At 59.1% G+C, this 15526-nt stretch carries 11 protein-coding genes; all 11 read left to right on the top strand.

Annotation, left to right across the window (positions count from 1 at the left end; all coding sequences use genetic code 11):
- Window positions 1-12 precede the first annotated feature (12 nt).
- The 11 genes from ACQR3R_RS06450 (at window position 13) to ACQR3R_RS06400 (ending at window position 15504) form a co-directional block, all read left to right on the top strand.
- Window positions 13-528 (top strand): sigma-70 family RNA polymerase sigma factor, encoded by a 516-nt coding sequence (locus ACQR3R_RS06450; protein WP_428271183.1) that lies wholly within the window; start codon window positions 13-15, stop codon window positions 526-528.
- The gene (locus ACQR3R_RS06445; protein WP_428271182.1) at window positions 529-1506 is read left to right on the top strand and encodes a FecR domain-containing protein; all 978 of its coding nucleotides are present in this window, start codon (window positions 529-531) and stop codon (window positions 1504-1506) included.
- 97 nt (window positions 1507-1603) lie between these two features.
- Window positions 1604-4018 (top strand): TonB-dependent siderophore receptor, encoded by a 2415-nt coding sequence (locus ACQR3R_RS06440; RefSeq protein WP_428271181.1) that lies wholly within the window; start codon window positions 1604-1606, stop codon window positions 4016-4018.
- Between the two features lie 61 nt (window positions 4019-4079).
- The gene (locus ACQR3R_RS06435) at window positions 4080-5261 is read left to right on the top strand and encodes an ABC transporter substrate-binding protein (RefSeq protein ID WP_428271180.1); all 1182 of its coding nucleotides are present in this window, start codon (window positions 4080-4082) and stop codon (window positions 5259-5261) included.
- On the top strand, window positions 5258-6319 hold the full coding sequence (locus ACQR3R_RS06430) for an iron chelate uptake ABC transporter family permease subunit (protein WP_428271179.1): 1062 nt from the start codon (window positions 5258-5260) through the stop codon (window positions 6317-6319). The genes ACQR3R_RS06435 and ACQR3R_RS06430 overlap by 4 nt, the downstream gene beginning before the upstream one ends.
- Window positions 6313-7068, top strand: a complete 756-nt coding sequence (locus ACQR3R_RS06425; protein WP_428271178.1) for an ATP-binding cassette domain-containing protein — start codon at window positions 6313-6315, stop codon at window positions 7066-7068. Before ACQR3R_RS06430 ends, ACQR3R_RS06425 begins: the two co-directional genes overlap by 7 nt.
- A 286-nt stretch (window positions 7069-7354) precedes the next feature.
- Window positions 7355-8608 (top strand): multidrug efflux RND transporter periplasmic adaptor subunit MexE, encoded by a 1254-nt coding sequence (mexE, locus tag ACQR3R_RS06420; RefSeq protein WP_428271177.1) that lies wholly within the window; start codon window positions 7355-7357, stop codon window positions 8606-8608.
- A gap of 15 nt (window positions 8609-8623) precedes the next feature.
- Window positions 8624-11818: a multidrug efflux RND transporter permease subunit gene (locus ACQR3R_RS06415; protein WP_428271176.1), complete on the top strand. Its 3195-nt coding sequence runs from the start codon at window positions 8624-8626 to the stop codon at window positions 11816-11818.
- Window positions 11815-13236 carry an efflux transporter outer membrane subunit gene (locus ACQR3R_RS06410; RefSeq protein WP_428271175.1) on the top strand — a complete coding sequence of 474 codons (1422 nt, stop codon included), beginning with the start codon at window positions 11815-11817 and terminating at the stop codon, window positions 13234-13236. The genes ACQR3R_RS06415 and ACQR3R_RS06410 overlap by 4 nt, the downstream gene beginning before the upstream one ends.
- A 236-nt stretch (window positions 13237-13472) precedes the next feature.
- The gene (locus ACQR3R_RS06405) at window positions 13473-14372 is read left to right on the top strand and encodes a bestrophin family protein (RefSeq protein ID WP_428271174.1); all 900 of its coding nucleotides are present in this window, start codon (window positions 13473-13475) and stop codon (window positions 14370-14372) included.
- A 76-nt stretch (window positions 14373-14448) separates the two neighbouring features.
- Window positions 14449-15504: a tetratricopeptide repeat protein gene (locus ACQR3R_RS06400; RefSeq protein WP_428271173.1), complete on the top strand. Its 1056-nt coding sequence runs from the start codon at window positions 14449-14451 to the stop codon at window positions 15502-15504.
- The last annotated feature ends 22 nt before the right edge of the window (window positions 15505-15526 follow it).

Here is a 15526-nt window from a genome sequence, read left to right as displayed (position 1 = left end):
AAATCTGCAGCCATGAGCGAACCCCTTCCAGCGAACAACGACCCTCACCTGCGCGCGATCGAAGCCCTGTACAGCGGCCATCACGGCTGGCTATACGCTACGCTGAGAAAAAAACTGGGTAACGCCATGGACGCGGCGGATCTGGCGCAGGACACCTTCACCCGCATCCTCGCCTCCCAAGTCACCGTCATTGAACAACCACGGGCGTACCTGAGCTGCGTGGCCAAAGGCATTTTGGTCAACTGGTATCAGCGCAAGGCCCTGGAGCGCGCTTATCTGGACGCGCTCGCCCATGTTCCTGCACCGGAGGCGCCTTCGCCGGAATTGCGTTTTATGGTGCTGGAAACCCTGCACGAAATCGACGCGATGCTTGACGCCTTGCCACCTTTGGTCAAACGCACGTTCCTGCTGTCGCAGATCAGCGGCCTCAAGTACGACGACATCGCCGAGCAACTGGGCGTATCGCTGATCACCGTCAAACGCTACATGAAGCAGGCCTTCGTGCAGTGCCTGTTGCTGGTGGAGTGAGTGCTTACACATAGCAATGAGCCGCGCCTCGATTACCAGACCCTTGAGGAGGCGGCCGACTGGTTGATCCGCTTGAGTGAAGGCGGATTAAGTGACGCTGAACGCGCCGAGTGGGAATGCTGGAAAGCCAGTACACCCGAGCGCGGTCGTGCCTGGGCCCGGGCGCAGTTGTTGCAGAACAAACTCTGTGGCCTGCCGCCGTCACTGGCGATGTCGGCACTTGATCGCCCAAGCAGCCCGGATCGCCGTGCGGCGCTGGGTAAACTGGCGATGATTCTGGCGATCATGCCGGCCGGCTGGGGCAGCTGGAAACTGGCGCAATCCCAGCAGTGGTCAGCCGACTATCGCACCGCCGTTGGCCAACGGCGCGAGCTGACCCTGGCCGACGGCTCGACAATCATCCTCAATACCGACACCGCCATCGACGTGCTGTTCGACGCCAACCAACGGCTCATTCATCTGCGCGAAGGCGAAATACTGGTGCAAACCGCACTGGATATTTCTCCGGTGCCCCGGCCATTTCTGGTCAGCACCCGCCAGGGTCTGATGCAGGCGCTGGGTACACGCTTCACCGTTCGCGAACTGCAACCACGCACTCACCTGGCAGTGCTGGAAGGCGCAGTGAGGGTTGAGCTGGCGGAAAACCACCAGAGCACACCGCTGATCATCAATGCCGGCGAACGTACCGATTTTTCTGCCCACACGTTTGGTCAGGTCACGGCCGCGAATCGCGATATCGGCGCCTGGACGCAAGGCATGTTGATGGCCGACAAGATGCGACTGGCCGACTTCGTCGACGAACTGACGCGCTATCACCGGGGCTTCGTGCGCCTCGATCCTGCACTTGCCAACCTGCGCATTTCCGGCGCGTATCCCATCAGCGACACCCAGCGCACATTGAACATGCTGGCCCAGACCTACCCGATTCTTGTCAGCGGCCATTTGAATGGCTTCTGGGTCATGCTCTCCCCCGCCTGAGCCGAAAAAAAATCGCCGCACAGGTGATACTTTTTTTTATTTCGGCTGGCTATTGGGGAGAACAACTTTACCGTCCTGTTTATAGGTCCATCCATTCATGCCTGCTGCACGCCATCTGCGTCCGGATCGTCCGCTCAAACCAGTTATTCGCAGTGCGTTGCTAAGCCTTGTCCTGATTGGCACCCTTTGCCCGCTTGCCTTGGCCGTGGTGCCTGTGCCGCTGGACTCTGTCGCGTCCCGTGCCTACAACATTCCCTCAGGGCCGCTGGGTGCGACCCTGTCGAGTTTTGCCGTCGACGCCGGTATCGCCCTGTCGTTCCAACCTTCCTTGACCGAGGGCCTGGCCAGTCCTGCGCTGATCGGCAATTTCTCCACACAGGAGGCGGTCAATCGCTTGCTGCAAGGCAGTGGCCTGGAAATGGTGATGCGCAGCGACGGCAGTTACACCCTGGCCCAGCGCCGGGTGACGCTGGATGAGACCTCGATCATAGGCGCCGACAAGCGCCCCGATGCCCTGCCTTCCGTGTATTCCGGCGGGCAGGTTGCCAACGGCGGGCGCCTGGGCATTCTCGGCAACACCGACGTGATGGACGCGCCCTTCAGCGTCAGCACCTACACGTCGGCGCTGATCAAGGATCAACAGGCGGTGACCGTAGGCGATGTGCTGGAGCGCGATTCGTCGGTGCGCTCAACGGGCCAGACCGGAGGCATTGTCGACTCGTTTTTTATCCGTGGCTTTCCGGTAGGTGAAGGCAACCTCGGCGAACTGGCATTCGACGGCGTGTATGGCGTAGCCCCCAACTATCGAGTGTTCACCGAGTACGCCGAGCGCATCGAATTGGTCAAAGGCCCCGGCGCCCTGCTCTACGGCATGTCACCCAATAACGCCGTCGGCGGTGTTATCAACGTGGTGCCCAAGCGTTCACTCGATGAGGACCTGACCCGATTCACGGCCAGCTACGCCATGAATTCCCAGCTCGGCGGCCACATCGACGTCAGTCGGCGCTTTGGCGAGGATCGCCGGTTTGGGTTGCGCATCAACGGCAGCACTCAACTCGGCGACACGGTGATCGACGATCAATCGCGCAACGCCAATATCGGCGCCATTTCCCTCGATTATCAAGGCGAACGTCTGCGCACCAGCCTGGATCTGCTCAACCAGAAAGAGACATTCGACGCCGCGTCCCGGCCGTTTCTGATCGCTGCAGGCGTCGAAATCCCCCCGGCCGCCAATGGCCGGATTAACGTGAGCCAGGCGTGGGGCTGGTCCGAGACCCGTGACAAATCAGCCCTGCTGAGCGGCGAGTACGACCTCAGCGATGCGCTGACTGTTTTCGCCCATGCCGGTGGCGGCAAATCGGATGTCGCGCGGATGTCCGACCAGACCCCGACCATCATCAATGCGGCGGGCGACACCTCTTCAATCCCCGGCTATTACAAATTCGAAGTCGAGCGCTACACGGTCGACGCCGGTGCACGCCTGCGCTTCGACACCGGGCCCGTTAGCCATCGCACCGCCCTGCAAGTCAGTCGTTATCGCGATGTATTGTCACGGGGGATTATTTCCGGCGCACCGATCCTGTCGAATATTTATCACCCGGTGGATCGCCCCGAACCTGTCATTCCCAAACCGGATACGCCCAAAGTGTCCGAGAGCGAACTGACCGGCGTGGCGCTCGCCGACACGCTGTCGATATTGGATGAACGCATTCAAGTGACCCTTGGCCTGCGTAAACAGAACATCAAATCCGACAACTACAACGCGGCCGGGTTGGTCACCGCTTCCTACGATGACGGCCGCACCACGCCACTGTTCGGCGCGGTGGCCAAACCCTGGGACCACGTTTCGTTCTACTACAACTACATCGAAGGCCTGAGTAAAGGCGACATCGCGCCTTCCACCGCCGCCAACGCGGGCGAGATCTTTGCCCCTTACATTTCCCGCCAGCACGAACTGGGAGTCAAGGTCGATTACGGCACCTTCACCTCCACCCTGGCCGTGTTTCAAATTACCAAACCCAGCGGCGAACTCGCCTCCGGGGTGTTTTCAGTGCAGGGCGAACAGCGCAACCGCGGCCTGGAGCTGAGCGTGTTCGGTGAAGTGGCCCACGGCACGCGCCTGCTGGGTGGCGTGACCCTGCTTGATGCCGAACTGACCCAATCCAGTGTTGCCGCCAACCGAGGCAATAAACCGGTTGGGGTGCCGCCAGTACAAGCCAATCTTTGGGCTGAATGGGATACCTCGTGGGTCGAAGGCCTGACGCTGACCGGTGGTGCCATTCATACCGGCAGCCAGTACGTGAACCAGGCCAACACCCAGAAACTCGATGACTGGACCCGCTTCGATGTCGGCGCGCGCTACACCACCCGCATTGATGAACGACCGACCACGTTTCGCGCCACTGTGCAAAACGTGTTCGACCACGAGTATTGGTCGGGTGTGGCCTCCTACGGCGCATTCTCCCAAGGCTCGCCGCGCACCCTATTACTGTCGGCGACTGTCGATTTCTAAAACGTTCAGCCGGATGACGGTGTGAACCGTTGACCGATCTGACTTTGCAAAGGCTTTGACCATGGTGATTTTTGATCGACGCAGCGTCGCTTTTACTGCGCTGCTACTGGCAGGACTGCTGAGTCTGTTTACCTTGGTACCGCTCAGTGCCCACGCCGCCGAGGACGATGCAGTACGCACCGAAGTAACCGACTTGCTGGGGCGCAAGGTCAAGGTGCACCTGCCCGTCAGGCGTGTGATTCTTGGTGAGGGCCGACAACTTTACCTGGTCGCCGCACTGGACACACAAAACCCCATCGAACGCATCGTCGGCTGGCGCAAGGACTTGATCCAGTCAGACCCGGACACCTACAACGCCTACCTGCGCAAATTTCCCGACATCGCCAAAATCCCCACTTTCGGCGGTTTTGAAGAAGGCACCTTCGACATCGAGCAGGCCATCACGCAGCGTCCGGACGTGATCATCCTCAACATCGAGGCGCAACACGCCACCGAAGATGCGCGCTACATCGAGAAACTCGACGCGCTGGGAATCCCGGTGGTGTACGTCGACTTTCGCAACAATCCGATGCAGAACACCGAACCGACGATGCGCCTGTTCGGCCAACTGTTCGGCAAAGAGCAACGAGCTGAAGACTTCATCGATTTCCGTAACCAGCAAATTCATCGCGTTACCGATGTCATCGAGAAACAACACCCGCCCCGCCCCAATGTGTTTATCGAACGCATCGGCGGTTACACCGATGATTGCTGCCTGAGCTTCGGCAATGAAAACTTTGGCCTGTTCGTCGAGATGGCCGGGGGCAACAACATCGCCAAAGGCATCATTCCCACCACGTTCGGCCAGTTGAACCCCGAACAAGTCATCGTCGCCAACCCGGCGCATATCGTGGTCACCACCGCCAATTGGGAAGCTTTTGCACCCGGCGGCCATTGGGTGGGTGTCGGCCCCGGCGCGGACATGGCTCAAGCCCGAAAAAAACTGGCGTGGTACACCCGGCGGCCCGCCTACACCGGTATCAAGGCTCAGGACAACCAGGCTTTCCATGCCATCTGGCACCAGTTCTACAACAGTCCTTACCAGTTCGCGGCCATCCAGCAATTGGCGAAATGGTTTCACCCGGACCTGTTTGCTGATCTGGATCCGGAGGCCTCATTTCGCGAACTGCACGAGCGCTTCCTGCCAGTGCCATATGAGCCGGGCTACTTCGTCAGTTTGCCTGCGCTCGGGGTCAAGCCATGAGCTCGTTGACCGACGCCGTGCTCGTGCAGCGCGAAACCTATCGCCGTCTGGTGCTGCGTAAACGCCTGATTCTGGCCGGGCTGGTGATCTTGTTGATGTGCAGCGTGCTGCTCGACCTGGCGCTCGGCCCGGCGAGCTATAGCCTCAATGAAGTGCTCGGCGCGCTTTTTTCGCCGGACAGCGCTGCGCCGCAAGTGCGCGTGGTCATGTGGGACATTCGCCTGCCCGTTGCGTTGATGGCCGTTGCGGTCGGTGCATCGTTGTCGCTGGCGGGCGCGCAAATGCAGACCATCCTTAACAACCCGCTGGCCAGCCCGTTCACACTGGGCATTTCCGCCGCTGCCAGTTTCGGTGCGGCATTGGGGCTGGCGTTCGGCGTCGCACTGTTTCCGCTGGCAGCGCAATTCATGGTGCCACTCAACGCGTTCATCATGGCCATGCTGTCGGCACTGTTGATTCATTTTCTGAGCATGCGGCGCGGCGTGACGGCCGAAACCATCGTGCTGCTCGGCATTGCGCTGGTGTTCACCTTCAACGCACTGCTGGCGCTGGTGCAGTTCTTTGCCACCGAGCAAGCGGTAGCCGCTGTGGTGTTCTGGACCATGGGCAGCTTGACCAAAGCCACCTGGCCGAAACTCGGGGTGATCTGCCTGGTCATTCTCATCACCCTGCCGATCTTCGCCAAACGCGCGTGGGCAATGACTGCCCTGCGCCTGGGCGACGACAAGGCTGCCAGCTTCGGCATCAACGTGCGCAGCCTGCGCTTTCAGACATTGATCATGGTCAGCCTGTTGGCCTCGTTTCCGGTGGCTTTCGTCGGCACCATCGGCTTCATCGGCCTGGTCGGCCCGCACATTGCCCGCATGCTGATCGGGGAAGACCAGCGGTTCTTTCTGCCGGCCTCGCTGCTGACCGGCTCGTTGATTCTGTCGGCCAGCTCCGTGGTCAGCAAAACCCTGATCCCTGGCGCGATCTTCCCCATCGGCGTGGTCACTTCACTGATCGGCGTGCCGTTCTTCATTTCCTTGATCCTCGGCGGGAAGAAAAACTCATGGTGAAGTTGCAGCTGGAAAATCTCGGTGCCCGCTACGGCCAGCGCGAGATCATTCGCGGTGTTTCGACGGCGACTTTTTTTGGCGGTCAGGTGGTCGCCGTGGTCGGTCCCAATGCGGCCGGCAAGTCGACGCTGTTCAAACGCATGGCCGGGCTGATCGACGGCCCTGGACGGGTGATTTTGCAGGATTCCAAGAAAGGCCCCGCTGGCATCAGCTACATGCCTCAGGGGCTGAATGCCAGTGCGCGGTTGACGGTGTACGAATCAGTGCTGCTGGCACGCAAGCAACTGGCGCCGGGATGGGTGGTTCACAACGACGAGTTGAAACGGGTGGACGAAATTCTCGCGGCGCTGGACATCACCGGATTATCCTTTCGCAACCTCGGCGAGCTCAGCGGAGGCCAGCAACAGTTGGTGTCCATCGCGCAGACTCTGGTGCGCGAACCGGAAATACTGCTGATGGACGAACCGACCAGCGCCCTCGACATGCATCGCCAGGTTCAGGTGCTGAACTTCATGCGCAGCCTGGCCCGAAAACGCGAAGTCATTGTGTTCATCGCCCTCCATGACTTGAATCAGGCATTGCGTTTCGCCGATCAGGTTCTGGTGATTGCCGACGGCACCGCGCAAGGCAGCGGCCCGAGTCACGAGGTGATAACCGAATGGATGCTGCGCAGCGTTTATAAAGTTGAAGCGCGGATTGAGCAATGCAGTCGCGGGCAACGGCACATCGTGATTGACGGTATTGTTTGAGGGCTGACAATGATCGCCCCGCACCCCTGACATCGAGACGGCCGCAATGGCCGCCTCTTTGTTTGAGCCTTTGACAATGCTTTCAATCCAGCCGACCTTTACAGTCCCCGCAACACTGAATTGTCATCAGCGATATTGATAGCACCCTAACGAAAGCCGCATGCTAGAGGGCTTGTCACGGGCTTATATCATTCCGAATGATAGTTACCTTTGCCCCGTTCGATTCGTGCGATAGCACCTCGCCGCTCATCATCCGCCCATTCTTAATACATTGGCGGATGCATCCATGGAACAGTCACTTAAACATTTGCGCTTCCCGTTGGCCTTATTGGCCGTACTGGTGATGAGCGCCTGCGGCAAGACTCCGGACGTTGCCGCCACCATGCCCGCAGCCAAGGTCAGCGTGGCGAAGGTGCTGGAACAACCGGTCAACGAATGGGATGAATTTACCGGACGGCTTGAAGCACCAGAAACCGTAGAGATTCGGCCAAGGGTCTCCGGGCAAATCGACGACGTAGCCTTTACTGAAGGCGCACTGGTCAAGAAAGGCGACGTGCTGTTCCAGATCGACCCGCGTCCGTTCCAGGCTGAAGTGCGTCGCCTTGAAGCCTTGGTTGCCCAGTCCCGTGCCAACGCCACCCGCAGTGAAAACGAAGCTCAACGCGGTGAACGCCTGCGTACCAGCAATGCCATCTCCGCCGAACTGGCCGACTCGCGCACCAGTGCTTCGCAAGAAGCCCGCGCTGCCGTCGGTGCGTTGCAGGCGCAGTTGGACCTGGCCAAGCTAAACCTCAGTTTCACCCGCGTGACCTCGCCAATCAGTGGCCGTGTCAGCCGTGCAGAAATCACCGCCGGCAACCTGGTGACAGCCGATACCACCGCGCTGACCAGCGTGGTTTCCACCGATAAGGTGTACGCCTACTTCGACGCTGATGAACGTGTATTCCTCAAATACACACAACTGGCTCGCCAGGGCAAACGCGGCGCTACCACCCCGGTTTACCTCGGTTTGTCCAACGAAGACGGCAACCCGCACCAAGGCGTGATGAACTTCGTCGACAACCAGGTCAACCCGAAAACCGGCACCATTCGCGGTCGCGCGGTATTCGACAACAGCGACGGCACCTTCACCCCAGGCCTGTATGCACGCCTGAAACTGGTTGGCAGCGGCACCTACGCCGCCGTGCTGATCAACGATGAAGCGGTCGGCACCGACCTGGGCAAGAAGTTCGTACTGGTGATGGATGCCGACAACAAGACGGCCTATCGCGCCGTCGAACTGGGGCCGAAAATTGAAGGTTTGCGCATCGTGCGCAACGGGCTGAGCAAGGATGACACGGTCATCGTCAAAGGCCTCCAGCGCGTTCGTCCGGGTTCGCCGGTAACGCCTGAAGTGATCCCGATGGCCAGTGAACAAACCCTCGCGGCACTCGCACAACAACGACAAGCGCTGGAAGCCAGCAACCTGCCCCAAGTCGCACCTGCCAAGGTCGCGCCGGGTTCGGTTGTGAAACTGGCCGCCGCGACTCCACGCGGTTAAGGGACGACAACTCCGATGAATTTTTCCCAATTCTTCATATCCCGGCCGATCTTCGCAGCGGTACTGTCGCTGCTGATATTGATCGCCGGTGCCATCTCGCTGTTCCAGTTGCCGATCAGCGAATACCCGGAAGTGGTTCCGCCGACCGTTGTGGTGCGTGCGAACTTCCCCGGAGCCAACCCTAAAGTCATCGGTGAAACCGTGGCCGCTCCGTTGGAGCAAGCCATTACCGGCGTCGAGAACATGCTGTACATGTCCTCGCAATCCACCGCCGATGGCAAAATCACCCTGACCATTACCTTCGCACTGGGCACTGACCTGGATAACGCGCAGGTGCAGGTGCAGAACCGGGTGACCCGTACCGAGCCCAAACTTCCAGAGGAAGTGACGCGCATCGGTATCACCGTCGACAAGGCTTCGCCCGACCTGACCATGGTTGTGCACTTGACCTCGCCGGACAAACGCTACGACATGCTGTACCTGTCCAACTACGCCCTGCTCAACATCAAGGATGAGCTGGCGCGTCTGGGCGGTGTCGGTGATGTGCAGCTGTTCGGTATGGGCGACTACTCGCTGCGGGTATGGCTCGATCCCAACAAGACTGCTTCGCGCAACCTGACAGCGACCGATGTGGTCAATGCGATTCGTGAGCAAAACCGTCAAGTGGCTGCCGGTGCCTTGGGTGCGCCACCTGCGCCTAACGCAACTGCGTTCCAGCTGTCGGTGAACACTCAAGGTCGCCTGGTTTCTGAGGAAGAGTTCGAGAACATCATCATTCGCTCCGGCGACAATGGTGAAATTACCCGCCTCAAAGACATCGCTCGTGTTGAGCTGGGTTCCAGCCAATATGCACTGCGGTCCTTGCTGAACAACCAGCCAGCGGTTGCAATCCCGATCTTCCAACGCCCCGGTTCCAACGCGATTCAGATCTCCAATGAAGTTCGCGAAAAAATGGCCGAGCTGAAGAAGAGCTTCCCGGAAGGCATGGATTTCAGCATCGTCTATGACCCGACAATCTTCGTGCGCGGCTCCATCGAGGCGGTGGTTCACACACTCTTCGAAGCGCTGATCCTGGTTGTCTTGGTTGTGATCCTGTTCCTGCAAACCTGGCGTGCCTCGATCATTCCATTGGTGGCGGTGCCGGTTTCGTTGATCGGTACGTTTGCCGTGATGCACCTGTTCGGCTTCTCGCTGAACGCGCTATCACTCTTCGGACTGGTATTGGCCATCGGTATCGTGGTGGACGACGCCATCGTGGTGGTGGAGAACGTCGAGCGGCACATCGAGCTGGGAGAGACGCCCGTAGAGGCCACCAAGAAAGCCATGCGTGAGGTGACCGGGCCGATCATCGCGACGGCGCTGGTGCTGTGTGCGGTATTTATCCCGGCGGCGTTCATTTCCGGACTCACGGGCCAGTTCTACAAACAGTTTGCCCTGACCATTGCCATCTCGACCGTGATCTCGGCGTTCAACTCGCTGACATTGTCCCCTGCCCTGGCCGCGGTACTGCTCAAGAGCCACCACGCGCCGAAAGACCGCTTCACCAAAGTGCTTGATAAGTTACTGGGCGGCTGGCTGTTCCGTCCGTTCAACCGATTCTTCGAACGCGCCAGCCATGGCTATGTCGGCACCGTAGCGCGGGTTATCCGCAGCAGTGGTATCGCCCTGCTGTTGTATGCAGGCCTGATGGTGCTGACCTTCTTCGGTTTCGCCCACACCCCGACCGGTTTCGTACCCGGCCAGGACAAGCAATACCTGGTGGCCTTCGCCCAACTGCCGGATGCGGCGAGCCTGGACCGTACCGAAGACGTGATCAAACGCATGTCCGACCTGGCACTGAAACAGCCAGGTGTGGAAAGCGCCGTGGCCTTCCCTGGCCTGTCGATCAACGGCTTCACCAACAGTCCTAACGCCGGCATCGTGTTCGTGACGTTGAAACCGTTCGACGAGCGTAAAGACCCAAGCATGTCTGCTGGTGCAATTGCCGGTGCGTTGAATGGCCAGTTCGCCAGTATTCAGGAAGCCTATATGGCGATCTTCCCGCCGCCGCCGGTACAAGGCCTGGGCACCATTGGCGGCTTCCGCCTGCAGATCGAAGACCGGGGCAACCTGGGCTACGACGAGCTGTACAAAGAAACCATGAACATCATCAACAAGAGCCACAACGTGCCTGAACTGGCCGGCCTGTTCACCAGCTACACCGTGAACGTGCCCCAGGTCGATGCCGCTATCGACCGTGAAAAAGCCAAGACCCACGGCGTGGCTGTCAGCGACATCTTCGACACCCTGCAGATCTACCTGGGTTCGCTGTATGCCAACGACTTCAACCGCTTCGGCCGTACCTATCAGGTCAACGTTCAGGCCGAGCAACAGTTCCGTCTCGAGCCTGACCAAATCGGCCAGCTAAAAGTGCGCAACAACAAGGGCGAGATGATCCCGTTGGCGACCTTCATCAAGGTCAGCGACACCTCGGGCCCGGACCGCGTCATGCACTACAACGGTTTCATTACCGCTGAAATCAACGGCGCAGCGGCGCCCGGCTACAGCTCCGGCCAGGCCGAACAAGCCATTGAGAAACTGCTCAAGGACGAATTGCCAAATGGCATGGTCTACGAGTGGACCGACCTGACCTACCAGCAGATTCTGTCCGGCAATACGGCGCTGTTCGTGTTCCCGCTCTGCGTACTGCTGGCGTTCCTGGTACTCGCCGCTCAATACGAAAGCTGGAGCCTGCCACTGGCGGTCATCCTGATCGTACCGATGACCCTGTTGTCGGCCATTGTTGGTGTGATTGCATCGGGAGGCGACAACAACATCTTCACCCAGATCGGATTAATCGTACTGGTGGGACTTGCCTGTAAGAACGCGATTCTGATCGTCGAGTTTGCCAAGGATAAACAGCAGGACGAAGGCATGAGCCCGCTCAACGCGGTGCTCGAAGCATGCCGCTTGCGTCTGCGGCCGATCCTGATGACCTCCTTCGCGTTCATCATGGGTGTTGTACCACTGGTGTTCTCCAGCGGTGCCGGTGCTGAAATGCGTCACGCCATGGGTGTAGCGGTGTTCTCCGGGATGCTTGGCGTGACCTTCTTCGGTCTGTTGTTGACGCCGGTGTTCTACGTATTGATTCGTAACTTTGTGGAACGCGGTGAAGCGCGCAAAGCAGCCAAGGCGCTGACGCTTCAAAAGCCTATGGAGGCGCAACAATGAGCCTGAAAGCCTTCCTGCCGAGCCTTCTGGTACTGGCCCTGAGCGCCTGTGCCGTTGGCCCGGACTACAAAACTCCGGACACGGCGGCGGCCAATATCACCGCCGCTACCGATGGCGCTGCCGGTCAGAAAAACTTCGACCGCAGCCGTTTCGAAGGCATCTGGTGGCAGCAGTTTGAAGACCCGACCCTCAACCAGTTGGTCATGCAATCGCTGCAAGGTAACCGAGAGTTGCGCGTTGCTTTCGCTCGCTGGAAAGCCGCCCGGGCAATTCGTGATGACGTCAGCAACGACGCCATGCCGACCATTACCAGCCGCGCCAGCAGTGACTTGGCCAAAGGTCAGATTCCTGGCCAGACCACCCAACGGGTCAATAGCGAACGCTATGACCTGGGCCTGGACATGGCGTGGGAGATCGACCTGTTTGGCCGGATACAGCGCAACCTGGAGTCTGCCGACGCTGAGCAACAAGCGGTCGAAGCTGACCTCTACCAATTGCAAGTCACCATGATTGCCGAGTTGGTGGATGCTTACGGTCAGCTTCGCGGCGCCCAACTGCGTGAAAAGATTGCCTTGGCCAACCTGCAAAACCAGCAGGAGTCGAGCAAAATCACCATCAGCCTGCGTGATGCCGGCGTTGGCGATCAGCTTGATGTGGTGCGCGCCGATGCGCGCCTGGCTTCGGTTGAAGCCAGCGTGCCGCAATTGCAGGCTGAGCAGGTACGCCAGAAGAACCGCATCGCCACCTTATTGGGTGAGCGCCCGGACAAACTGACCGTCGACCTGAGCCCCAAAGACTTGCCCGCCATTGCCAAGGCACTGCCAATTGGCGACCCGGGGCAACTGCTGCAACGTCGTCCGGACATTCTTAGCGCCGAACGCAAACTGGCCTCTGCCACCGCCCGTATCGGCGTGGCCAAGGCTGATCTGTTCCCGCGAGTCAGCCTCAGTGGCTTCCTGGGCTTTACCGCCGGGCGTGGCTCACAGATCGGTTCGTCCGCAGCCAACGCCTGGGCACTCGGCCCTAGCATTACCTGGGCCGCGTTCGACCTGGGCAGCGTACGAGCCCGTTTGCGTGGCGCCGACGCGGATGCAGAAGGCGCTTTGGCCACCTACGAACAGCAAGTGCTGCTGGCGCTGGAAGAGTCGGAAAATGCTTTCAGCGATTACGGCAAACGCCAGCAACGGTTGATCTCGCTGATTCGTCAGAGTGAATCCAGCCGCGCGGCGGCCGACCTGGCGCAGATTCGCTACCGAGAAGGCACCGTCGACTTCCTTGTTTTGCTCGACGCCCAACGTGAACGTTTGGCTGCAGAAGATACCCAAGCTCAGGCTGAGGTAGACCTGTATCGCGGCATCGTCGCCATCTACAAAGCCCTAGGCGGCGGCTGGGCTCCGGAAACGGTCGCCAGCAAGTAACCTTTTAAAGCGCTCCTTTGGTTGGCCGCAACCAACCAATTTTTTAGCCCTGCGTCTCATTCGGTCGCAGGGTTTTTTTTGCCTTTTTAAAGAAGACTCAGCGAAAAACCTCGATGATTAAAGCGCTGGCGATCAATGCGCTCTATCAACCTTTCATTCATAGCAATTGGACAGACTTGAACAACCCTCTTAGGCTGAAACAGCTGCGAAAGCGCCACTCTCAATAAGTCCACCTCATGATCGTTCGCCCCAAGCCAAACCTGATCGGCATCCTGTTTTCCCTTAAAGGCTCGATTGCCAAACGGATTGCACTGCGCAGTCTGCTGGTGACCCTATTGGCCTCGGTCATTGTGCTGGTCGAAACCTGGCACCCGGCCTATTTCTCGAAAGTCAGCGCCACGCCTTTCACGTTGCTGGGTTTGTCGTTATCGATCTTCATGAGTTTTCGTAACAATGCCTGCTACGACCGCTGGTGGGAGGGCCGCAAGCAATTAGGGCAATTGATCATCGAGGTGCGCTCGTTGATTCGCCAAACCCAGGGATTGATGGACCCCTCACAGCGGCAGTTTTTATTGCGCGACCTCTGTGGTTTTGCCCATGGCCTGATTGCGCGACTGCGCATTGAAAATGAACGGGTCGCAGTTTCCCCCTGGGTGCAGCAGCCGATAGACCCCGGGCATCCGAACATCACCGATGCCGTGCTGCAACGAATCGGCGTGCAATGCTCGCAGCTGGCTCAGTGCGGGCAGATCAGCGAATGGCGGTATACCCAACTGGAGGCGCGCCTGGTCAGCCTTAGCCAGGTGCAGGCCAGTTGCGAACGGATCAAAAGCACGCCGCTGCCCTTCCCTTACACGCTGCTTTTGCACCGTACTATTTACCTGTTCTGCATCCTCTTGCCATTCGCCATGGCCGAACCGCTGGGCTGGTTGACACCCTTGTTCACCGCCATCGTCAGTTACACGTTTTTTGGTCTCGACGAAATCGGCGATGACCTTGAAGACCCGTTTGGGTTCGATGAGAACGATCTGCCGTGCAATGCGATTTTGCGCACTGTGGAGCGTGAAGTGCTGGCAGCGTTGGGCGAGACTAATTTGCCGCCGCCTCTGGAGCCGCAAGAGTATGTGTTGAACTGAGTCGGGGTTTGACTCACAGCCTCAGCTGACCGAAGCTGGCCACTTTGCCAAAGCCTGCCCGCTGCCGGAATAATGCATGTCTCAGCCCCGCCGCTACCTGATCATCAGCCTGTGCATCCTGCTTGCCATCGGTCTTGCCTGGTTTTTCCTGCGCAGCACCACGCCAGTGGTCCCGGAAGCCATCAAGCGTGGATTCAGCGAGGCGCTGGACCAGGCACGCTCGGGCAAACCGGGCGCGGCCCGCGTGCTGTATCAGCAACTCGGACGCCCGGATATCTCTCCCAAACGCCGCATCTGGTTGCTGGCCGAATTGCCGAATTACCCAAGCCCACAGGCGCTGAAACTGGCGGATGCCGACCTGCAAAACGAGTCGCCCGAGGTACGCATCGCCGCCATCAGAAGCATCAGCGGACTAGTGCCCAACGGGCAACGCAGCCTGTTGCTGGGGCCGCTGCTGGATGACAGCGATCAGCACGTGCGCTACGCCGCCATCAATGCCTTGCTCGGGCTGTCGCCGGATGACCTGGGTTTGTACTTCGGCCCGTTGGAGCAAGCGATCGATGCGTGGGAACAGGACCTGAAAAACCAGCCTGAAACCGCAGAAAATCAGTACCAGTTGGCGCGCCTGCACTTGCACAACGCCGAGCTTAAACAGGCGCAGCAGGCCCTCGAAAATACATTGCGCCTGGACCCTGCCAACTTGCCGGCACTGGTGATGCAAATCGATGTACTGGACCGCCAGGGCCAAACCGATGCCGCGCGGTTATTACTGGCCAAACAGCTGCAAACTCAACCCAATTCCGCCTATCTGCAACATGCGCTCGGGCTGTGGCTGCTGCATCACGGGCAAAGTGAGTACGCGTTGCTTGGGTTATCAAAAGCTGTGGAGCTGGAGCCGGACAACAAGGAATACCGTTACGACCTCGCTACCACGCTGCATGACGAGCAGGAGCTGGAAGCGGCGCAAAAACAACTGCAGGAAATCGTCCAGCGCCACCCGGCCGATCGCAAGGCCAGGGTCTTGTTGATCAACTACTGGAAAGAAAGCGGCCAGCTGCAAAACGTGCAGATTTTATTGGCGCAACTTGAGCAACTCAATCCGGACGATCCTGCTTTGCAGCAAGGCCTGTAAATCCTGCAAATTTCGTGGAACG

The organism is Gordonia sp. IEGM753 (assembly GCF_050321825.1).
Lineage (GTDB): Bacteria > Pseudomonadota > Gammaproteobacteria > Pseudomonadales > Pseudomonadaceae > Aquipseudomonas.
The sequence above is the reverse complement of the archived record's forward strand: the minus strand, read 5'-3'. Positions and strand labels throughout refer to the sequence as shown.

Coding starts and splice junctions, on each gene's coding strand:
- ACQR3R_RS06450 (WP_428271183.1), top strand. CDS start 13: ATGAGCGAACCCCTTCCAGCGAACAACGACCCTCACCTGCGCGCGATC.
- ACQR3R_RS06440 (WP_428271181.1), top strand. CDS start 1,604: ATGCCTGCTGCACGCCATCTGCGTCCGGATCGTCCGCTCAAACCAGTT.
- ACQR3R_RS06435 (WP_428271180.1), top strand. CDS start 4,080: ATGGTGATTTTTGATCGACGCAGCGTCGCTTTTACTGCGCTGCTACTG.
- ACQR3R_RS06430 (WP_428271179.1), top strand. CDS start 5,258: ATGAGCTCGTTGACCGACGCCGTGCTCGTGCAGCGCGAAACCTATCGC.
- ACQR3R_RS06425 (WP_428271178.1), top strand. CDS start 6,313: ATGGTGAAGTTGCAGCTGGAAAATCTCGGTGCCCGCTACGGCCAGCGC.
- mexE (WP_428271177.1), top strand. CDS start 7,355: ATGGAACAGTCACTTAAACATTTGCGCTTCCCGTTGGCCTTATTGGCC.
- ACQR3R_RS06415 (WP_428271176.1), top strand. CDS start 8,624: ATGAATTTTTCCCAATTCTTCATATCCCGGCCGATCTTCGCAGCGGTA.
- ACQR3R_RS06410 (WP_428271175.1), top strand. CDS start 11,815: ATGAGCCTGAAAGCCTTCCTGCCGAGCCTTCTGGTACTGGCCCTGAGC.
- ACQR3R_RS06405 (WP_428271174.1), top strand. CDS start 13,473: ATGATCGTTCGCCCCAAGCCAAACCTGATCGGCATCCTGTTTTCCCTT.
- ACQR3R_RS06400 (WP_428271173.1), top strand. CDS start 14,449: ATGTCTCAGCCCCGCCGCTACCTGATCATCAGCCTGTGCATCCTGCTT.